The 19,452-nt window shown below is 69.3% G+C and carries 17 protein-coding genes; 10 read left to right on the top strand and 7 right to left on the bottom strand.

The window, feature by feature from the left end:
- The first annotated feature begins 41 nt into the window (after positions 1-41).
- Positions 42-2,060 (top strand): thioredoxin domain-containing protein, encoded by a 2,019-nt coding sequence (locus tag ACWFR4_RS09905; RefSeq protein ID WP_453467581.1) that lies wholly within the window; start codon positions 42-44, stop codon positions 2,058-2,060.
- A gap of 34 nt (positions 2,061-2,094) precedes the next feature.
- On the opposite strand, the gene ACWFR4_RS09900 is transcribed toward ACWFR4_RS09905, so the two are convergent.
- The 3 genes from ACWFR4_RS09900 to trhA form a co-directional block, all read right to left on the bottom strand.
- Entirely contained in the window at positions 2,095-2,721 is a 627-nt protein-coding gene (locus ACWFR4_RS09900) for a TetR/AcrR family transcriptional regulator (RefSeq protein ID WP_453467579.1), read from the bottom strand.
- Positions 2,718-4,313: a DHA2 family efflux MFS transporter permease subunit gene (locus ACWFR4_RS09895; RefSeq protein ID WP_453651827.1), complete on the bottom strand. Its 1,596-nt coding sequence runs from the start codon at positions 4,311-4,313 to the stop codon at positions 2,718-2,720. The genes ACWFR4_RS09900 and ACWFR4_RS09895 overlap by 4 nt, the downstream gene beginning before the upstream one ends.
- A 139-nt stretch (positions 4,314-4,452) precedes the next feature.
- Entirely contained in the window at positions 4,453-5,133 is a 681-nt protein-coding gene (gene trhA / locus ACWFR4_RS09890; RefSeq protein ID WP_453467575.1) for a PAQR family membrane homeostasis protein TrhA, read from the bottom strand.
- 240 nt (positions 5,134-5,373) lie between these two features.
- Here trhA and ACWFR4_RS09885 point away from each other — a divergent pair, with 240 nt between their 5' ends.
- Positions 5,374-7,215, top strand: coding sequence for a phosphoenolpyruvate carboxykinase (GTP) (locus ACWFR4_RS09885; protein ID WP_453467573.1), 1,842 nt, complete (start codon positions 5,374-5,376; stop codon positions 7,213-7,215).
- A 589-nt stretch (positions 7,216-7,804) separates the two neighbouring features.
- On the opposite strand, the gene ACWFR4_RS09880 is transcribed toward ACWFR4_RS09885, so the two are convergent.
- Positions 7,805-8,227 (bottom strand): SCO4983 family protein, encoded by a 423-nt coding sequence (locus ACWFR4_RS09880; protein ID WP_453468383.1) that lies wholly within the window; start codon positions 8,225-8,227, stop codon positions 7,805-7,807.
- 141 nt (positions 8,228-8,368) lie between these two features.
- Positions 8,369-8,767 carry a GtrA family protein gene (locus tag ACWFR4_RS09875; RefSeq protein WP_453651825.1) on the bottom strand — a complete coding sequence of 133 codons (399 nt, stop codon included), beginning with the start codon at positions 8,765-8,767 and terminating at the stop codon, positions 8,369-8,371.
- 183 nt (positions 8,768-8,950) lie between these two features.
- Between ACWFR4_RS09875 and ACWFR4_RS09870 the strand changes: the two genes are divergently transcribed.
- Positions 8,951-10,030 (top strand): glycosyltransferase family 2 protein, encoded by a 1,080-nt coding sequence (locus tag ACWFR4_RS09870; protein ID WP_453651823.1) that lies wholly within the window; start codon positions 8,951-8,953, stop codon positions 10,028-10,030.
- Positions 10,031-10,162: 132 nt separating this feature from the next.
- Here ACWFR4_RS09870 and ACWFR4_RS09865 read toward each other — a convergent pair whose 3' ends face one another.
- Positions 10,163-11,446, bottom strand: a complete 1,284-nt coding sequence (locus ACWFR4_RS09865) for a glycosyltransferase 87 family protein (protein ID WP_453651821.1) — start codon at positions 11,444-11,446, stop codon at positions 10,163-10,165.
- A gap of 136 nt (positions 11,447-11,582) precedes the next feature.
- On the opposite strand from ACWFR4_RS09865, the gene rfbA reads away from it, so the two are divergent.
- The 5 genes from rfbA (at position 11,583) to rfbD (ending at position 16,258) form a co-directional block, all read left to right on the top strand.
- The gene (gene rfbA / locus ACWFR4_RS09860; RefSeq protein WP_453651819.1) at positions 11,583-12,512 is read left to right on the top strand and encodes a glucose-1-phosphate thymidylyltransferase RfbA; all 930 of its coding nucleotides are present in this window, start codon (positions 11,583-11,585) and stop codon (positions 12,510-12,512) included.
- Between the two features lie 30 nt (positions 12,513-12,542).
- A complete protein-coding gene (locus tag ACWFR4_RS09855) occupies positions 12,543-13,187 on the top strand; it encodes a dTDP-4-dehydrorhamnose 3,5-epimerase family protein (protein WP_453468388.1) in 645 nt (214 codons plus the stop codon).
- 245 nt (positions 13,188-13,432) lie between these two features.
- Positions 13,433-14,185 (top strand): hypothetical protein, encoded by a 753-nt coding sequence (locus ACWFR4_RS09850; RefSeq protein ID WP_453651817.1) that lies wholly within the window; start codon positions 13,433-13,435, stop codon positions 14,183-14,185.
- Between the two features lie 190 nt (positions 14,186-14,375).
- Positions 14,376-15,350 (top strand): dTDP-glucose 4,6-dehydratase, encoded by a 975-nt coding sequence (gene rfbB / locus ACWFR4_RS09845; protein WP_453651815.1) that lies wholly within the window; start codon positions 14,376-14,378, stop codon positions 15,348-15,350.
- The gene (rfbD, locus tag ACWFR4_RS09840; protein WP_453651813.1) at positions 15,347-16,258 is read left to right on the top strand and encodes a dTDP-4-dehydrorhamnose reductase; all 912 of its coding nucleotides are present in this window, start codon (positions 15,347-15,349) and stop codon (positions 16,256-16,258) included. The genes rfbB and rfbD overlap by 4 nt, the downstream gene beginning before the upstream one ends.
- A gap of 54 nt (positions 16,259-16,312) precedes the next feature.
- Here rfbD and ACWFR4_RS09835 read toward each other — a convergent pair whose 3' ends face one another.
- A complete protein-coding gene (locus ACWFR4_RS09835) occupies positions 16,313-16,885 on the bottom strand; it encodes a tetratricopeptide repeat protein (RefSeq protein ID WP_453651811.1) in 573 nt (190 codons plus the stop codon).
- Positions 16,886-17,102: 217 nt separating this feature from the next.
- On the opposite strand from ACWFR4_RS09835, the gene ACWFR4_RS09830 reads away from it, so the two are divergent.
- Both ACWFR4_RS09830 and ACWFR4_RS09825 read left to right on the top strand, forming a co-directional pair.
- Complete coding sequence (locus ACWFR4_RS09830) at positions 17,103-18,218, top strand: glycosyltransferase (protein WP_453651809.1); 1,116 nt, start codon at positions 17,103-17,105, stop codon at positions 18,216-18,218.
- Positions 18,219-18,274: 56 nt separating this feature from the next.
- Complete coding sequence (locus ACWFR4_RS09825) at positions 18,275-19,393, top strand: glycosyltransferase (protein WP_453651807.1); 1,119 nt, start codon at positions 18,275-18,277, stop codon at positions 19,391-19,393.
- Positions 19,394-19,452 lie beyond the last annotated feature (59 nt).

Genomic DNA, 19,452 nt, shown 5'->3' with positions numbered 1-19,452 from the left:
AAAGGGCCGATCGGCGACCGGCGTGCGCGAGGATGGGGCGCATGCCGAACCGACTGGCCCATGAGACGTCCCCCTACCTCCTCCAGCACGCCGACAACCCCGTCGACTGGTGGCCGTGGTCGGCCGACGCCTTCGAGGAGGCGCGGCGGCGCGGGGTCCCGGTGCTGCTCAGCGTCGGGTACTCCAGCTGCCACTGGTGCCACGTCATGGCGCACGAGTCCTTCGAGGACGAGGCGACCGCCGGCCTCATGAACGACCGCTTCGTCAACATCAAGGTCGACCGCGAGGAGCGCCCCGACGTCGACGCCGTCTACATGGAGGCCGTGCAGGCCGCCACCGGACAGGGCGGCTGGCCCATGACCGTGTTCCTCACGCCCGAGGCCGAGCCGTTCTACTTCGGCACCTACTTCCCGCCCGAGCCCCGGCACGGAATGGCCTCCTTCCCGCAGATCCTGCAGGGCGTGGCGCAGGCGTGGGCGGAGCGCAAGGACGAGGTCGCCGAGGTCGCCGCGAAGATCGTGGGCGATCTGGCCGGACGCGAGCTGCCGTACGGGGACACGCAGGTCCCCGGCGAGGGCGAGCTCGCGCAGGCGCTGCTCGGCCTGACCCGCGAGTACGACGCGACGAGCGGCGGGTTCGGCGGCGCACCCAAGTTCCCGCCGTCGATGGTGATCGAGTTCCTGCTGCGCCACTACGCCCGCACCGGTGCCGAGGGCGCGCTCCAGATGGCCGTCGACACCTGCGAGCGGATGGCGCGCGGCGGGATCTACGACCAGCTCGGCGGCGGCTTCGCGCGCTACTCCGTCGACCGCGAGTGGGTCGTGCCCCACTTCGAGAAGATGCTCTACGACAACGCGCTGCTGTGCCGCGCGTACGCGCATCTGTGGCGGGCCACCGGTTCGGAGACGGCCAGGCGGGTCGCCCTGGAGACCGCGGACTTCATGGTGCGGGAACTGCGGACGAACGAGGGCGGGTTCGCGTCCGCGCTGGACGCGGACAGTGAGGACGCCGAGGGCCGCCATGTCGAGGGCGCGTTCTACGTGTGGACGCCCGAGCAGCTGCGCGAGGTGCTCGGGGACGCGGACGCCGAGCTGGCCGCCCGGTACTTCGGCGTGACGCAGCAGGGCACCTTCGAGGAGGGCGCATCGGTCCTCCAACTCCCGCAACAGGAAGCCGAGTTCGACAGCGCGCGGATCGAGGACGTGCGGCGCAGGCTGCTCGCGGCGCGCGCCGAGCGGCCGGCACCCGGGCGGGACGACAAGATCGTCGCCGCGTGGAACGGCCTGGCGATCGCCGCGCTCGCGGAGACCGGCGCGTACTTCGACCGGCCGGACCTGGTGCAGGCCGCGCTCGCCGCCGCCGATCTGCTCGTGCGCCTCCACATGGACGCGCGGGCGCGCATCGCCCGTACCAGCAAGGACGGCCGGGTCGGCGCGAACGCCGGTGTCCTCGAGGACTACGCGGATGTCGCCGAGGGCTTCCTCACGCTGGCGTCCGTGACCGGCGAGGGGGTCTGGCTGGAGTTCGCGGGGTTCCTCCTCGACCACGTCCTCGACCAGTTCACCGACGCGGAGTCCGGCGCGCTGTACGACACGGCGGCCGACGCGGAGCAGCTGATCCGCAGGCCCCAGGACCCGACCGACAACGCCACGCCCTCGGGCTGGAGCGCGGCGGCCGGCGCGCTGCTCTCGTACGCGGCGCAGACCGGTTCGGAGCCCCACCGCACCGCCGCCGAACGGGCGTTGGGCGTCGTGCGGGCGCTCGGGCCGCGCGCGCCGCGCTTCATCGGGCACGGGCTCGCGGTCGCGGAGGCGCTGCTCGACGGGCCGAAGGAGGTCGCCGTCGTCGGCGAGATCGGCGGTGAACTCCACCGCACGGCGCTGCTCGGCACGGCGCCCGGCGCGGTCGTCGCGGCGGGCCGGCCGGGCGCCGGCGAACTGCCGTTGCTGGTGGACCGGCCGCTCGTCGACGGCCGCCCGGCCGCGTACGTGTGCCGCAACTTCACCTGCGACGCCCCGGTGACCGAAGCCCAGCAGCTCGCGGTGAAGCTGCAGGACTGAGGCGAGCCGGACGCCGTCGGACCGTGCCGGGCCCCTAGAGACCGTTCCTGAACGTCTCCAGCGTGCGGTCCATCAGGTCGCGCAACTCGTCCCGGTGACCGTGCTCGGCCCAGTACAGGGTGGTCTCCATGAGTGCGCCGACCAGCGCCATCGCGTAGACGCGGACCTCAAGGCCGTCGGCGTCGCGGCCGGTGCGCTCGCCGATCACCCGGCACAGCAGCTGCCCGGTGACGGACATGGACTCCATCATCCGGGAGCGCACCGCGGGCACCTCGACCTGGAGCCTGGTCCGCAGCCGTGACACCTCGGGATCGTCGTCGAACCCGAGGTGCACGGCCTGCGCGATCACGTGTTGCAGCGAGTCGATGATCGACTCGTCCGAGGGCCGCGCCCGCAGCTCGGCCTCCAGGACCGCGTCGTACTCGTCCGTGAGGACGATGTCCTCCTTGGTCGGGAAGTACCGGAACACGGTGGACGGCGACACCTCGGCGGCCTCGGCGATCTGCTCGACCGTCGTCGCGTCGTACCCCTGCTCGGTGATCAGGCGGTACGTCGCGTCCCTGATCGCGACCCGGGTCTTGAGCTTCTTGCGTTCGCGTAGGCCCATCCCGGGGCGGTCGGCGGCGGGGGTGGAGCGTGCGGAGGCGGCCATGGGACTCATTCTCGGGCATCACCGGGGGCCGGGGCCACGCCGGTGGACGGCGCGGTACGGGGGAGCAGGGCGGCCGCGAGCAGGGCGGTGACCAGCGACGCGACGCCCACGACGAGCAGCACCACGTTCATCCCGTGGAGGTACGCGGTGTTCGCCGACGAGGCGAGTGCGTGGTCCCCGAGCTTCGTGGCCACCGCGTGGGCGGCCGTCACGGAGTCCTGGGCGGTGTCCGCCGCGGGACCGGGCAGGCCGGCCGTGTCGAGGCGGCTGCCGTAGGCCCCGGCGAGGAGCGCGCCGAGCAGGGCGATGCCGAGCGCGCCGCCCACCTGCCGCACCGTCATCAGGAGGCCCGAGCCGCTGCCCGCCCGGTCCGCGGGCAGCGCCGACAGCGCGGCGCCCATCGCGGGGACGAGCGCGAAGGAGAAGCCGACCCCGGCGATGCCCAGCCACAGCGCGGTGAACCCGTACCCGGAGTCGGCCGTGGTGCGGCTGCCGAGGAACGCGGCGAAGGCCAGGACCGTGAGCGCCGCGCTGATCACCGTGGGCGGCCCGAACCTGGTGACCAGGGGCTGCGCGCACTTCGCGGCCACCAGCGTCCCGGCCATCATCGGCAGCAGCCGTACGCCGGTGCCGAGCGCGTCGTTGCCGAGGACGGCCTGGAGGTACTGCGGCAGCACGAACATCAGGCCCGACAGGACGAACATGCCGAGGGTGGCCGCGAGCGTGTTGAGCAGGAAGCCGCGGCGGGCCAGCAAGGTGAGGTCGAGGAGCGGCCGCTCGCTGCGCCGCTCGCGCAGGACGAGGGCGGTGACCAGGGCGACGGAGGCCGCGAACAGGACCAGCACCACCGGGTCGGTCCAGCCGCGGTGCGGCGCCTCGATGATCGCGTAGATCAGGGCGCCGAGGCCGGCTGCGGTGAGCGCGGTGGAGATGGCGTCGACCCGCGGTGAGGCGGGGTCACGGGTCTCCGGCAGCAGGAACAAGCAGGCCGTGATCCCGATGGCGACCATCGGGACGTTGACCAGGAAGACCGAGCCCCACCAGAAGTGGTCGAGGAGCCAGCCGCCGAGGATCGGGCCGAGCGGCATGCCGACCGCCGAGGCCGCGGAGATGATGCCGACGGCCTTGGTGCGCTCGTCGGGGGCGAAGAGCGAGGGCAGCACGGACAGGGCGAGGGGCATGACGAGCGCGGCACCGACACCCATCAGCGCGCGGGCGCCGATCACCGAGCCGACGTCGCTCGCGAGCGCCCCCACGAGCGAGCCCGCGAGGAAGACGCCGAGTCCGGCGATGAGCATCCGGCGCCGCCCGAACCGGTCGCCGAGCAGCCCGGCCGGAAGCATCAGGGCGGCGAAGACGACGACGTACGAGTCCGCCATCCACTGCTGCTGACCGGTGTCCGCGCCGAGGTCGGCGGCCATGGTCGGCAGCGCCACGTTGAGGATCGTCATGTCGAAGCCGAGCACGAGCATGCTCGCGACCAGGGCGCCGAGCGCCCACCAGCGATGGGGGTCCCCCCTGCTCGAGCGAAGCCGAGAGCTTGGGGGAGGGTCGCGCTGCACGCTGTCCCGCGGTGAGTCCTGCTTGGTGACAGTAGCCATGAAATGAGAGTAACTCTCAAAAGATGCTTACTGTCAATCCATGGATCCGGAAACAAGGGCCCCGGACCCGGGCGTAAGGGTCGGGGCACGAAAAATGGCCGCGGCTCGGAAGCCGCGGCCAGAAGGGTGAAGGGTGAGGTCAGGCGTGCCGGTACGCCACCAGCGAGATGCCGACGTAGTGCACGACGAACGCCGCGAGCGTGAGCGAGTGGAAGACCTCGTGGAAGCCGAACCAGCGCGGCGACGGGTTCGGGCGCTTGATCCCGTAGATCACGCCGCCCGCGCTGTAGAGCAGCCCACCGACGATCACGCAGACGAGCACGGCCGTGCCGCCCGTGTGCAGGAAGTCGGGCAGGAAGAAGACGGCCGCCCAGCCCATCGCGATGTAGCACGGGGTGTAGAGCCAGCGCGGGGCGCCGACCCAGAAGACGCGGAAGACGATGCCCGCCGTGGCGGCCGCCCAGATGCCCCACAGCAGCCACTGGCCCTTGGCCTCGGGGAGCAGCAGCATCGTGAGCGGGGTGTAGGTGCCCGCGATGATCAGGAAGATGTTCGCGTGGTCGAGCCGGCGCAGTACGCCGTCGGCGCGCGGGCCCCAGTTGCCCCGGTGGTAGAGCGCGCTCACACCGAAGAGCAGGCAGGCTGTCAGGACGTAGATCCCGCAGGCGATCCGGCCGCGGGTCGAGTCCGCGAGGGCGGTCAGTACCAGGCCGGAGATGACGACCGCGGGGAACATTCCCGCGTGCAGCCAGCCGCGCAGCCGTGGTTTCACCGGAACGGGCTCTGTCGCGGTCACTTCGGATGGCGTGGCGGCAGTCATGAGCCGCATCGTACCTACGGGGCCGTAAGTAACGAACATGAGTGACGATCGGTGACGCAAACGAGTGGCGATCCTCACGTCGCTCAGGTGTGGGGCCCTCTGGACATATGCGCGCCCGCGTCGGATGATCATATGAGTGCGGTCGGCACCGGATGAGCGCCAGAGGGATCAACACGTGAAGCATCCGGGTCGCAGCCCCCAAGGGGCAACAACACAAAAACCCCTCATTTAGGAGCAATCGTGGCGCGCGACATCGCGGCTCCCGTTTCCTTGGGCACTGTCCCCACCAAGCACCAGGAACTGATCTCGTGGGTCAACGAGATCACCGAACTGACGCAGCCGGCCCGTGTGGTCTGGTGCGACGGGTCCGAGGCCGAGTACGAGCGCCTCGCCGAGGAACTGGTCGACAAGGGCACGTTCAAGAAGCTCGACCCGATCAAGCGCCCGAACTCGTACTACGCCGCCTCCGACCCGACCGACGTCGCGCGCGTCGAGGACCGGACGTTCATCTGCTCCGAGAAGGAGCAGGACGCCGGCCCCACCAACCACTGGAAAGCCCCCGCGGAGATGCGTGAGATCTTCCAGGGCAACGAGGGCAACGGCGGCATCTTCCGCGGCTCGATGAAGGGCCGGACGATGTACGTCGTCCCGTTCTGCATGGGCCCGCTCGGCTCGGAGCTCTCCGCCATCGGCGTCGAGATCACCGACTCCGCGTACGTCGCCGTCTCCATGCGCACCATGACGCGCATGGGGCAGCCCGTCCTGGACGAGCTCGGCACCGACGGCTTCTTCGTGAAGGCCGTCCACACCCTGGGCGCGCCGCTCGACGAGGGCCAGCAGGACGTGCCGTGGCCCTGCAACTCCACGAAGTACATCTCGCACTTCCCGGAGACCCGCGAGATCTGGTCCTACGGCTCCGGCTACGGCGGCAACGCCCTGCTCGGCAAGAAGTGCTACGCCCTGCGCATCGCGTCCGTCATGGCGCGCGACGAGGGCTGGCTCGCCGAGCACATGCTCATCCTCAAGCTGACCCCGCCGCAGGGTGAGTCGAAGTACGTCGCCGCGGCCTTCCCGAGCGCCTGCGGCAAGACCAACCTCGCGATGCTGGAGCCCACGATCTCCGGCTGGACCGTCGAGACCATCGGCGACGACATCGCCTGGATGCGGTTCGGCGAGGACGGCCGCCTCTACGCGATCAACCCCGAGGCCGGCTTCTTCGGCGTCGCGCCCGGCACCGGCGAGCACACCAACGCCAACGCCATGAAGACGCTGTGGGGCAACTCCGTCTTCACGAACGTCGCGCTCACCGACGACAACGACATCTGGTGGGAGGGCATGACGGAGGAGACTCCCGCCCACCTCACCGACTGGAAGGGCAACGACTGGACCCCCGAGTCCGGCGTCCCGGCCGCGCACCCGAACGCGCGCTTCACCACCCCCGCCTCGCAGTGCCCGATCATCGCGCCCGAGTGGGAGGACCCGAAGGGCGTGCCGATCTCGGCGATCCTCTTCGGCGGCCGCCGCGCCTCCGCCGTGCCGCTGGTGACCGAGTCCTTCGACTGGAACCACGGTGTGTTCCTCGGCGCGAACGTCGCCTCCGAGAAGACCGCCGCCGCCGAGGGCAAGGTCGGCGAGCTGCGCCGCGACCCCTTCGCGATGCTCCCGTTCTGCGGCTACAACATGGGCGACTACATGGCCCACTGGGTCGACGTGGCCAAGGACAAGGACCAGGCGAAGCTGCCGAAGATCTACTACGTGAACTGGTTCCGCAAGAACGACGCGGGCAAGTTCGTGTGGCCCGGCTTCGGCGAGAACAGCCGCGTCCTGAAGTGGATCGTCGAGCGCCTCGAGGGCAAGGCGGAGGGCGTCGAGTCGCCGATCGGCATCCTGCCGACGCGTGACTCCCTCGACACGGACGGCCTCGAACTGGCCGACTCCGACCTCGACTTCCTGCTGACGGTCGACAAGGAGGTGTGGCGCGACGAGGCCTCCCTGGTCCCCGAGCACCTCAACACCTTCGGGGACCACACGCCGAAGGAGCTGTGGGACGAGTACCGCGCGCTGGTGAAGCGCCTGGGCTGACGCCCGCCTGTCGCTCCGCGGCCGACTCGAGTTGTCCTGACGTGCGACGTTGTCGAGGCCGGCCGCGGTGATGGCGACGCTGGGGCGGGGTTCTCGCCCCCTCCGCCTCTGCCCTCCCCGCAAACTCTCGGCTTCGCTCGAGCAGGGGGACCCCCATCGTTCCTGGGGCTCCGCCCCAGACCCCGTTCGCGCAGTTCCCCGCCCCTTTTCAGGGGCGGGGAACTGCGCGGTCTTTTAGCGGGGGTCTGGGGGCTCGGCCCCCGAGGTACGGGACGGGCAGGGGCGGAGAGCGAGTTCAGAGAGTGCTTCGAGCAAATCAAGGGCGCTCCGGCGGGCCCGCCCAGCGCTCGACGGCGGCGGTCGTCGAGGACGTCTCCCCCGCCGTCGACGCGGGCCACAGTCTCGCGCTCGTCGGCCGGCACCTGGCCGGGCGGGAAGGCGGAGTCGCACCCCTTGAGGTCGAGGCCCGGGTGCGGGGAGTGCCACTACGGGGGTGCCGCGGTGAACGCAGTGTTCTGGTAACCCGGTCCGTACGCGCGCGTCGCTACGGGTGTGAGCGGACCGGGGCCGTTCGAGGGGGTCGACGGGCTCAGCGGGACGCTAGTTCGCGAGGGTCGGCGGCGGCCGCGTGGGCGTCCATGCGCTCGGCCGCCAGGATCGCGGCAGCGGTGTCGGCGCGAGATGCCGCGACGACGAGGGCGCGCCCGGCGAGAGCATGCGCCCGCTGGTGGAGCGCCGTGAGGCCGGGGTCATGGATGGCGGCGGCCACCGCCGAACGTACGGGTGCCGATCCTCCCCGCAGCCGGGCCACCTGCTCGGCGAGCCGCTCGGCGGCGGCGTCCAGGTCGGCGGAGGGCGCGGGCGCGCGGATCTCGTCCGTCACCGCGAGCAGCGCGGCGAGGTGACCGGCGAGCTGGATGTCCAGCTCCTCCTCGCGCGACCGGTGGGGGAAGTCGGAGGGGGCGGTGCCGGCCATCGTGTGGACCGACTTGGTGCGGATCGGTTCGTACATGGGACGGCCTCCTGTGCTCTGGCAGGAAGCCATCCTAGCTTAGATTTCGTCTAAAGTTGAGCCTGATGGCAGAACTGGTCGCAGTGGGCGCGCAGGGTGAGTGTCAGGGTGAGCTGTGGTGACGGCGCCACGAAAGGGTCGTCACGGCCCTCTGAACACCCACAGCCTCAGCAGTGCGAAGCGAAGCGCCGTCGCGGCGGCATTGGCCACGATCAGTGCGCCGATCTCCACGTATGGCGCCTCCGGCAGGGTCTGGTGTGCCACGGCGAGGGCGCCGCTGCTGAGTGCGAGCCCGGCGAAGAAGGCCACCAGTCCCTGGAGCTGATGCCGGGCGGCCCCGTCCGTGCCGCGCACCCGGAAGGTGAAGCGGCGGTTGGCGGCGGTGTTCGCCACGGCCGTGACCAGCAGTGCGACCAGGTTGGCGGGCTGGGCGTCGAGCACGGGCCGGAGTGCCGTGTATAGGCCCAGGTAAGCGGCGGTGGACATCGCGCCGATGATCGCGAACGCCGGCAGCTGCCGGGTGACGCCGGTCTCGGCCACGTCGGCGGACGTATCGGACGTTGGTGCCCCGGAGGGCGCGGTGGGGTTCGGCATCGGTTTACGGCACCCGGTTTCGAGAACGTGTGTCTGGACGCGCTGAAACAACCGCACACTGTAGCGTATGCGAGCAAATCGGGCAGTTTGTTGTGCCCTCCCCGCTCCAGAATGGGCTGGCATCTCCGAATGATTGATGTGCTCCACGACCCAACTGACCAGATTGAGTCATCGGTTGAGTTGTCGGTCGTCATCCCGATGTTCAACGAGGAAGAGGCGTTGCCGGCGCTGGTGCGGCGGCTGCGTCCGATGCTGGACGGGACGTGCGAGCCGTACGAGGTGCTCGCGGTGGACGACGGCTCCACGGACAGGACAGCCGAACAGCTGGTGGACCTGGGGGCCACCTGGCCGCAGCTGCGGGTGGTGCGACTGCGCCGCAACAGTGGACACCAGGCCGCGTTGACCGCCGGCCTGCACCACGCCCGCGGTCACTACGCCGCAAGCCTCGACGCCGACCTCCAGGACCCCCCGGAGAAGATCCCCGAGATGCTCGCCCTGGCCCGCTCCCGTCACCTGGACATCGTCTACGGCGTACGCGCCAACCGCTCCACCGACACCGGTTTCAAACGCCGCACCGCCGGTGCCTATTACTGGCTCATGCGCCGCATGGTCGGCAGCCATGTCCCCGCCCAGGCCGGCGACTTCCGCCTTCTGTCGCGCAACGCCCTCGACGCCCTGAAGGCCCTGCCCGACCAGCCGCAGGTGTACCGGCTCCTCGTGCCCTGGCTCGGCTTCCCCAGTGGAGAGGTCACCTACCACCGCGACCCACGCGTCGCGGGTCACACCAAGTACCCGCTGCGCAAGATGATCCTGCTGGCGGTCGACAGCATCGTCAGCTTCTCCGTCGCGCCGCTGCGGCTGGCCACCTGGCTGGGCGCCCTCGCCTTCTTCGTCTGCCTCGGCACGCTCGCGTACACGCTGGTCGCGTACTCGGCGGGCGACACCACCCCCGGCTGGACCTCCCTGATCACCGCGGTCCTCTTCGTCGGCGCCGTCCAGCTCATCTGCCTGGGCGTGCTCGGCGAGTACATCGGCCGCATCTACACCGCCCTCCAGCAGCGCCCGACCTACTACGTCGGCGACGACACCGGCGCGGCGATGGAGCCGACGCCGGGCATCGCCTGGCCGGGCCCGCGCCGCGGTCAGGGAAACCGTCAGGATTCCCTCGGCGGCCAGGGCCTTGTGTTCGGATCGGACCCCGCTCCCTGATCCAGCCCGATCCAGACGGAAGACCCTGGGCCACCCCGTCACACCCGGGCCCGCGACGGCCCGGCGCGCTCCGTCGAGCGCGCCGGGCCGTCGGCCGTCGGGGGGCGCTCCCGTTGCCGGGTCCGCGAAGCGCTACGTCCGGGCCGGCTCGGCTGTGTTCATGCTGAGGGACGGCCGGTCGCGTACGGCCGGTGCTTCGGGGCCATGGCGGAACTCGTGGATCGTCGTCCGCAACATGGCCACCAGGGCGAGCAGCATCAGCGCGCCGTGCGCGGGCATCGACAGATACGGAGCCAGGCCAGGGGCGACGCAGTACAGGTAGCTGCCGAACGAGGCCAGTTGCACCAGCACCGGCACGTACCAGAGCTGCCTGGGCAGTTGGAACGCGGCCATCACGGTGAGTACGTCCGCGGCATAGAAGTACCGCTCGTGCATCGAGGGCAGCAGGAACGGCACCGCGATCGCGGAACAGGTGGCCAGCAGCACGATCCGGGTGTCCGTGAGCCCCGGCACTCCGCGGCCGGAGCCCGGCACGTCGTGCCGACCGCGGCGCAGAGACCACACCGCCAGTCCGATCAGGAGCGACACGAGCGCTCCCGCGACCAGAACACCCGCGCTGCGTACGGCGTCGGCGGCGTCGTCGGGCACCGACACGAACTGGTAGACGGACGGCCCGTTGACGGTGAGGAAGCGGTATGTGTCCGTCTGCCGGGCGTAGACCGTCAGTAGTTGTCCCGGGTCGGCGCCGAGCACGAGGGCCGGGACATCGAGTACGAGGTATGCCGCGGGAACGGCGAGCAGGCATCGCCACGGCACCCGCCTCGCCAGCACCAGTACGAGCAGGAAGGGGAAGAGGAAAACGGCCTGGAACTTGAACGCCAGCGCGAGCCCGAAGAACGTGCACGCCCACCACGGCCGCCGGCGCAGCACGTAATGGATCCCACCGACAAGGAAGGCCGTGTAGATGCTGTCGCACTGCCCCCACCAACCGCTGTTCGTGACGACGGTGGGCAGGAAGAGCACCACCGCCGCCGCGCCGAGGGCCGTCGAGAGGGCCGCGGGCCGCAGCCGGGACACAATGCGGAAGGTGTAGTACGCCAGCGCCAGATCGAACAGGATCGAAATCCATTTGATGCCCGCCAGCGGCGACACCGGAATGTAGGTCAGCGCGGCCAGCAGATAGAGGTAGGGGACGTTGTAGTCCGAGAAGCCGGGGTCGGCGAGAGCGCTGAACCCGCCGTTGCCCGCGATGTGTTGGTACCAGGGGTCGAGAAAGGTGAGATAGTCCCCCGACTCGCTGGGCAGCAGAAGCGTACGAACCAAGAGGGCCACCGTCACCGTGGTGTATGCGGCCAGCGCCAGCACCGTCGAATCGGCGATGTGCCGGCGCGGTTCCTCGGCGGCTGTGTCGGGCATTCCGGACTCCGTTCAGGTCGCGCTCGATCGCGCCGCGCGGACGACATCCGGGCGCGACGGCGAACAGTATGTCCGAAACGTTCAATGATGGCGCGCAACAACCGGTATTGATGGGTAAGTCGCCTATGGTGCTGCCATGCGCGGAATTCTCCTGGCCGGGGGTACCGGCTCGCGACTGTGGCCACTGACCCGCTCGGTGTCGAAGCAACTGCTGCCGGTCTTCGACAAACCGATGGTCTATTACCCGCTTTCCACGCTGGTGATGGCCGGTGTCCGCGAGATCCTGATCATCACCACCCCGGAAGACCAGTGTCAGTTCAGCCGCTTGCTCGGCGACGGCAGTCAACTCGGTCTGAGTCTGGAGTACTTGGCACAGGAGCGGCCGGAGGGCATCGCCCAGGCCTTCCTCCTCGGGGCCGACTTCATCGACGGCCGGCCGGTGGCCCTGATCCTGGGCGACAACATCTTCCACGGGAGCGGCCTCGGCACCCGGCTGGCCCGCCACGACGATCTCAAGGGCGGCAGGGTGTTCGCCTACCAGGTCGCCAACCCCTCGGCCTACGGCGTGGTGGAGTTCGACGAGTCGGGCACGGCGCTGTCCATCGAGGAGAAACCGGCTCGGCCGAAGTCCCGCTACGCCGTGCCCGGCCTCTACTTCTACGACGATCACGTCGTGGAGGTCGCCCGAGGACTGCGGCCCAGCGCCCGGGGCGAGTTGGAGATCTCCGACCTCAATCGGGTCTATCTGGAGGCCGGGGCGCTGCACGTCACGCGACTGGACCGCGGCACCGCGTGGCTGGACACCGGGACTTTCACTTCCATGGTGCAGGCTTCGGAGTTTGTCCGCGTGATCGAGGAGCGCCAGGGCTTCAAGGTCGGGTGCGTGGAGGAAGCGGTGTGGCGCGCCGGGCTGATCGATGACGATCGGCTCCGGGAATTGGCCCAGCCCCTTCTCAAGAGCGGGTACGGCCACTATCTGCTGGGACTGCTGGAGGACTACCGCCACGTCGTCCTGCCCCAAAGGGGCGGCGGATTGCGCCACGATGTACCGCTGGGCCGACCCTGAACCGACTGCGCGGCGAAAAGGAGAAAACACATGGAGCCACTTGGTATCGAAGGGGCCTGGGTGGAAACGCCCAAGGTGTTCTCGGACAGCAGGGGCAGATTCCATGAGTGGTTCAAGAATGAAGGGTTTCGTGATTTCATCGGCCAGGGATTCCGGCTGGAGCAGGCCAATTGCTCCCGCTCCGCTCTCGGCACTCTCCGCGGCATCCACTACGCATCGGTCCCGCCGGGCCAGGCCAAGTACGTCACCTGCATCAGTGGCGCCGTCCTCGACGTGGTGGTCGACATCCGCACCGGTTCCCCGAGCTTCGGCAGGTGGGAGGCGGTCAGGCTCGACGACACGACGCATCGCTGCGTCTACCTCTCGGAAGGGCTGGGCCACGCCTTCATGGCGCTGGAAGACGATTCCACCGTTGTCTACCTCTGTTCAGAGGGATACGCGCCACGGCGCGAACACGGGATCAATCCGCTCGACCCCGATCTGGCCATCGCCTGGCCCGAGGGGCTTGTCCCGCACCTTTCCGACAAGGACGCCGCGGCGCCCACGCTGAAGGAGGCCGAGCGGCAAGGCCTGCTCCCTTCCTTCCAGAGCTGCACCGCGTATCGCACTGCTCTCGCCGAAGGAATCCACGCGGAAGGCATGGCGGGAGCTGGTCAACTGAGGCCGCTCGGGTGATCCTCGCGCAAGTCGTGGCGTGACTCGTAACCATTCAATTGCCCCGAGTTTAACAATGGCATTTGTCCGTGGTCAAAGGCGACGTGATGCGCATGCAAATAGAGCGCACCGGATGTGCGCGCATGCGGCTTGACCCCCCCTCCCAGTTCCTGAGGACGATTCCCTTGAACCGTAGAACGATTCGAAGCTCACGCCTGAGGTCCGCCACGCTTTTGTCGGCGGGCGCTCTCGCGGTAGTGCTCAACGTGGCGCCGAGCACGGTGGCCATCGCCGACGCGATCCACAGGTCGGGCGTCGACACCGCTGCCCCCTATGGGGTGCCCGGCCAGCACGGCGACGGGTACGGCGACGACAGCAAGGGCGGCGACCGGGGCCCGGAGGGCCCCCAGGGCAAGCCGGGCCATGACGGCCATGACGGTAAGCACGGCAAGAAGGGTCCGCAGGGTCCGCAGGGCCCGCAGGGCAAGCAGGGCCCGCAGGGCGCGCAGGGTGCTCAGGGTGCCCAGGGAGCCAACGGGAAGGACGGGAAGGGCGTTCAGGGGCCGCAGGGTGCTCAGGGCGCGCAGGGCGCTCAGGGGGCCCAGGGGGCCAACGGGAAGGACGGGAAGGGTGTTCAGGGGCCGCAGGGTGCTCAGGGCGCGCAGGGCGCTCAGGGTGCCCAGGGAGCCAACGGGAACGACGGGAAGGGCGTTCAGGGGCCGCAGGGTGCTCAGGGCGCACAGGGTGCTCAGGGCGCACAGGGTGGTCAGGGCCAGGGTCTGAGCACCTACATCGTGAGTGCCGGCATCACCTCGGGCAAGACCGTGAGTGTCAACTGCGACAGCGGCGACTTCGCCACAGGTGGCGGATTCGACGCAGGCAACGGTTCCCCCGGCTCCAGCGTGCCGATCGGTGCCGTGGGTGACTCGGCCACCGGGTGGACGGCCACCCAGAACGGCGCGGGCCAGGGGATCACCGTCTACGCGATCTGCCAGGACAATCCGCCGCCGCACGTCTAGGTGCCGCATGACAACTCCCACGTGAGAAGCGGTGCCGTACTGCCTGTCCGCTTCATCGGAGTTGGAACGACGGTGCCCCGAGGCTTCGGCCTCGCGGGCACCGTCGGCATTCCGGAAAGGAAAGCACCGTCACCGGACGGTCGACGGGGACACGTCGGATCGACACTGCGGCGAGGAAACTCTGAGAACTATGCGCATCCTTGTGACCGGCGGCGCCGGCTTCATTGGTTCGGAATACGTCCGTCGGCGGCTGAACTCGGATCCGACAGCCCGGATCACCGTCCTCGACAAACTCACCTACTCGGGGGTCGAGGAAAATCTGGCACTGGTGGCGGAACACTCGGGCTACACCTTCGTCCGGGGCGACATCTGCGATCCGGACGTGGTCGACCAGGTCATGGCCGGCCAGGACGCGGTGGTCCATTTCGCCGCCGAGTCGCACGTGGACCGGTCGATCGACGGGGCCGGTCCCTTCGTACACACCAATGTGACGGGCACACAGGTGCTCCTCGACGCGGCCCACCGGCACGGTGTCGGCCGCTTCGTCCACGTCTCCACCGACGAGGTGTACGGCTCGATCGGCGAAGGCTCGTGGACCGAGGGGTGGCCTCTTGCGCCGAACTCCCCGTACTCCGCGTCGAAGGCCGGTGCCGACCTGCTGGCGCTCGCCTACCACCGCACTCACGGCTTGGACGTCGTTGTCACGCGCTGCACCAACAACTACGGGCCGCACCAGTTCCCCGAGAAGGTCATCCCGCTCTTCATCACCAATCTTCTCGACGGAAAGACGGTCCCGCTGTACGGGGACGGCCGCAATGTGCGCGACTGGCTGCACGTCTCGGACCACTGCCGGGGCATCGACCTGGCTCTGCACGGTGGCCGGGCCGGGGAGGTCTACAACATCGGCGGCGGAATCGAGCTGACCAACCACAAGCTCACCGGCCTGCTGCTGGACGCGGTCGGCGCGGGCTGGGACCGGGTCGAGTACGTGGTCGACCGCAAAGGCCATGACCTGCGCTACTCGCTGGACGACACCAAGATCCGGGAAGAGCTCGGCTATGCCCCGCAGGTGTCCTTCACGGAGGGCCTGGCCGCCACGGTCGCCTGGTACCGGGCGCACCGCTCCTGGTGGGAGCCGCTGAAGGAGAGGGCGGCACTGCGATGAGCGCGAACTGGCTGGTGACCGGTGCCCGCGGGCTCCTCGGCCAGGACGTGCTGGCCGAACTCTCCACCGATCCGGACGCCGTGGTGACAGGGCTCAACCGTGAGCAGCTCGACATCACCGACCGGACGGCCGTGCGCACTGCCGTCGCGGGTCAGCGGGTGGTCGTCAACTGCGCCGCCTGGACGGACGTCGACGCCGCCGAGCGGTCCGAGGCGGCGGCCACGGCCGTGAACGGCACAGGTGTCCGCCACCTCGCACAAGCCTGCGCGGACAGCGGCACACTCTTGCTGCACGTCTCCACCGACTACGTGCTCCCCGGCGACGCCCGCCGGCCGTACCCCGAGGACGCACCGACGAGGCCGGTCAACGCGTACGGACGAAGCAAACTGGCGGGGGAGAGGGCGGTCGTCGAACTGCTCCCGCGCACCGGCTACATCGTGCGCACCGCCTGGCTCTACGGGACGCACGGCCCGAACTTCGTGGCCACCATGCTCGAACTCGCGGCCCGGCGCGAGACCTTGGACGTGGTGGCCGACCAGCACGGTCAGCCGACCTGGTCCCGAGCGCTCGCCCGGCAGCTGGCCACCCTCGGCCGGGCCGCGCTGACCGGACGGGCACCGGCCGGCATCTACCACGGCACGGCGGCAGGCCGGACCACATGGTGCGGACTGGCGTGTGAGACCTTCCGGCTCAGCGGCCTCGATCCCGAACGGATCCGCCCGGTCGGCTCGGACAAGTTCCCGCGTCCGGCCGCCCGCCCGGCCTTCGGTGTCCTCGGTCACGGCAGCTGGCTGCGGGCCGGCCTCGCTCCCCTTCCCCCGTGGGACGACCAGCTGACGGCCGCGCTGAAGGCGCCCGAGTTCGCCGCCCGGGCCGCAGCGGCCCGCACGAGCACCCGTCGTACATAGCAGGCGCCCGGCGGAACCCCACGGTCCGCCGGGCGCCTGCCGGGTCGCCAGGCCTCATCGGCTCGCGGCGTCCCGGAACTCTTCCGGTACCTGGGAGAGCAGCTTGTGATCGGCCGCGACCGCATGACGGAACGCAGCCTCGGCCTCGCCCTTGCGGTGCCTCTCGGCCAAGAGCCGACCCAGTTGCAGATGGATCGCGGCCGCCTTCGGATCGGTGGCAGCGGCACGCTTGAGGAGTTCGATGGCCCGGTCGGGGTCACTCGACCTCAGCATGTACGCCTCGCTGTAGAGAGCGGACATGAAGTGCGGATCGATTTCGAGAGCCTTCTCGAAGTCTGCCCGGGCATCCGCCGCTCTGCCGAGCTGCTGGTCGATGGTCCCAAGGCCGTACCAGGCGGCTTTGTTTTTGGGGTCCTTTTCCAGAACGTGCCGGTAGTCCCGGGCGGCCCCAAGGGAATCCTGGTTCATCTGGTGCTGAAGGGCGGACTGCAGAAGCGCGCCTGTCGACATGCTTGTCCGGGTCACCGACGCGTCCTTGGATTCCGACGGCCCGGCCGACGGGGAAAGAACGGCCCAGACGGTCGCCCCGGTGGCCGCCGTCGCCGCCGCGGCGAGTCCTGCCCACAATTTTGTACTTTTCACTGTGTCACATTCCGTGGAAGGTGGCGGACGGGTGGAATTGACCTGACCCGGGTGGTCGGCACCGACGTTACGAGGCCGCGCCGGTGGCGCCGCCGCTCGGCAGGCGCCCGGGGTGTTCAGACCACTCGAATGCACGAGTCGCGAGAATGGTTTCGGCCCAGCCTCTTTGCGTGTTTTTCAGCAGTTGGATTAGGTGGGGCCCGTGAAGCCAACGGTCTGCCTGAACATGATCGTCAAGGACGAAGCCCCGGTGATCCGGCGCTGTCTCGAATCCGTACGGCCCCTGATCGACACATGGGTCATCGTGGACACCGGCTCGACCGACGGCACGCAGGACGTCATCCGTGACGTCTTCAGCGATCTGCCCGGCGAGCTGCACGAACGACCCTGGAAGGGGTTCGACGGGAGCCGCACCGAGGCGATCGAACTCGCCCGCGCCGCCGCGGACTACCTGCTCTTCATCGACGCCGACGACATGATGCAGTTGGAGTCCGGGTTTCGTGTGCCGGAGCTGACTCTCGACGCCTACAGGGTGAACATTCGCAGTGGGCCCTTCGCCTACTGGCGCCCCGCCCTGGTTTCGACGCGGCTGCCGTGGCGCTACGTCAGTGTCCTGCATGAGTACATCGAATGCGGCTCGCGCTTCAGCCTCGGCACTCTCGAAGGCGCCGAAATGGTCATCGTGGGCGGTGGGGGACGCCTCAGGAACGAAGGCATGCGGGGGAAGTACCTGCATGATGCGGAGATCCTGCAGGAGGCCCTGGCCAAGGAGCCCGACAACACTCGTTACGTGTTCTATCTCGGCCAGAGTCTGTTCGACGCGGGTGAGCACGAGAGAGCCCTCGAAGCCTATGACCGCCGGGCCGGCATGGGGGGCCAGGACGAGGAGGTCTACACGTCCCGACTCTGGGCCTCACGGCTCGCGGAGATCCTCGAGCGGCCACCGACCGAGGTGATGGACCGATACCTCCGCACGTACGAGATCCGCCCCTCGCGTGCCGAAGCCCTCGGTGAGATGGCGCGGCTGTGCCGCTGCGACCAGCGCTGGCCTCTCGCCTACATGTTTGCGCGGCAGGCGGCACAGATCCCGTTCCCGAGCGACGACGAGCTGCGCGTGGAGTTCGACTGGTACGAGTGGCGCGCCCTCGACGAACTGGCGGTGTCCGCGTACTGGGTCGGGGAGTACGAGGAGTCGCAGGACTGCTGTGAACGTCTGCTGGCGGGCGGCAAGTTGCCCGCCGAACATCGCGACCGCGTGATCGAGAATCTGGAGCTCTCACGACGCCACCTGCGCTCCAAGGAACTCGTCGGCGTCTGAGGCGGTGTGGAACCACCCGGATGTACGAGTCGGGGAAGTGGAGTGGGATGGGACCCGTGAAGCCAACGGTCTGTCTGAACATGATCGTCAAGGACGAAGCTCCGGTGATCCGGCGTTGTCTCGAATCCGTACGGCCCTTGATCGACACGTGGGTCATCGTGGACACGGGCTCGACCGACGGCACGCAGGACGTCATCCGTGACGTCTTCAGCGATCTGCCCGGCGAGCTGCATGAACGGCCTTGGAAGGGGTTCGACGGGAGCCGCACCGAGGCGATCGAACTCGCCCGTGCCGCCGCGGACTACCTGCTCTTCATGGACGCCGACGACGTGATGGAGGTGGCGCCCGGTTTTCGTGTGCCGGAGCTGACTCTCGACGCCTACAGGCTCAACGTCAGCAGCACGCCCTACGGGTACCGGCGCCGCGCCCTGGTCTCGACGCGGTTGCCATGGCGGTACCTCGGCGTCCTGCACGAGTACCTCGACTGCGGTTCGCAGTACACCCTCGGGACACTGGAAGGCGCCACCATCGTCATCGTGGGCGGCGGGGCACGCAGCAGGGGGAAGAGCCCGCGCGAGAAGTACCTGGCAGATGCCGAGATCCTCCAGCAGGGCGTGATCAAGGAGCCGGACAACGCGCGCTATGTGTTCTACCTCGCCAAGACCTGGCACTGCGCCGGTGAGTTCGAGAAGGCGATTGCAGCCTATGACCGCCGGGACGGCATGGGCGGCTGGGACGAGGAGGTCTTCTGCTCCCGTCTGGTCGCCGCACAGATCGCCGAAGCGCTGGAGCGTCCCCCGGCCGAGGTGATGAACCGCTACCTCGGTGCGCACGCGAGCCGCCCCACGCGCGCCGAAGCGCTCGGCGGACTCGCGCGCTGGTGCCGCATCAACGGGCAACGGTGGCCGCTCGCTCACCTGTTCGCGCGGCAGGTGGCACGCCTCCCGTATCCGAGCGCCGACCATCTGTTCGTCGAGCCCGACTGGTACGAGTGGCGCGCCCTCGACGAACTGGCGGTGTCCGCGTACTGGGTCGGGGAGTACGAGGAGTCGGAGGACTGCTGTGAACGCCTGCTGGCGGGCGGCAAGTTGCCCGCCGAACACCGCGACCGCGTGATCGAGAATCTGGAGCTCTCACGACGCCACCTGCGCTCGAAGCAACTCGTCGGGGTCTGAAGCGGTACGTGTCCGGTCCGCCGGACATGGAAAGCGCCCGGTGGACCGGGCCCACGGTC

This window comes from Streptomyces sp. NPDC055140 (genome assembly GCF_053607285.1).
The sequence above is the reverse complement of the archived record's forward strand: the minus strand, read 5'-3'. Positions and strand labels throughout refer to the sequence as shown.

Coding starts and splice junctions, on each gene's coding strand:
- ACWFR4_RS09905 (WP_453467581.1), top strand. CDS start 42: ATGCCGAACCGACTGGCCCATGAGACGTCCCCCTACCTCCTCCAGCAC.
- ACWFR4_RS09900 (WP_453467579.1), bottom strand. CDS start 2,721: ATGAGTCCCATGGCCGCCTCCGCACGCTCCACCCCCGCCGCCGACCGC.
- ACWFR4_RS09895 (WP_453651827.1), bottom strand. CDS start 4,313: ATGGCTACTGTCACCAAGCAGGACTCACCGCGGGACAGCGTGCAGCGC.
- trhA (WP_453467575.1), bottom strand. CDS start 5,133: ATGACTGCCGCCACGCCATCCGAAGTGACCGCGACAGAGCCCGTTCCG.
- ACWFR4_RS09880 (WP_453468383.1), bottom strand. CDS start 8,227: ATGTACGAACCGATCCGCACCAAGTCGGTCCACACGATGGCCGGCACC.
- ACWFR4_RS09870 (WP_453651823.1), top strand. CDS start 8,951: ATGATTGATGTGCTCCACGACCCAACTGACCAGATTGAGTCATCGGTT.
- ACWFR4_RS09865 (WP_453651821.1), bottom strand. CDS start 11,446: ATGCCCGACACAGCCGCCGAGGAACCGCGCCGGCACATCGCCGATTCG.
- rfbA (WP_453651819.1), top strand. CDS start 11,583: ATGCGCGGAATTCTCCTGGCCGGGGGTACCGGCTCGCGACTGTGGCCA.
- ACWFR4_RS09855 (WP_453468388.1), top strand. CDS start 12,543: ATGGAGCCACTTGGTATCGAAGGGGCCTGGGTGGAAACGCCCAAGGTG.
- rfbB (WP_453651815.1), top strand. CDS start 14,376: ATGCGCATCCTTGTGACCGGCGGCGCCGGCTTCATTGGTTCGGAATAC.
- rfbD (WP_453651813.1), top strand. CDS start 15,347: ATGAGCGCGAACTGGCTGGTGACCGGTGCCCGCGGGCTCCTCGGCCAG.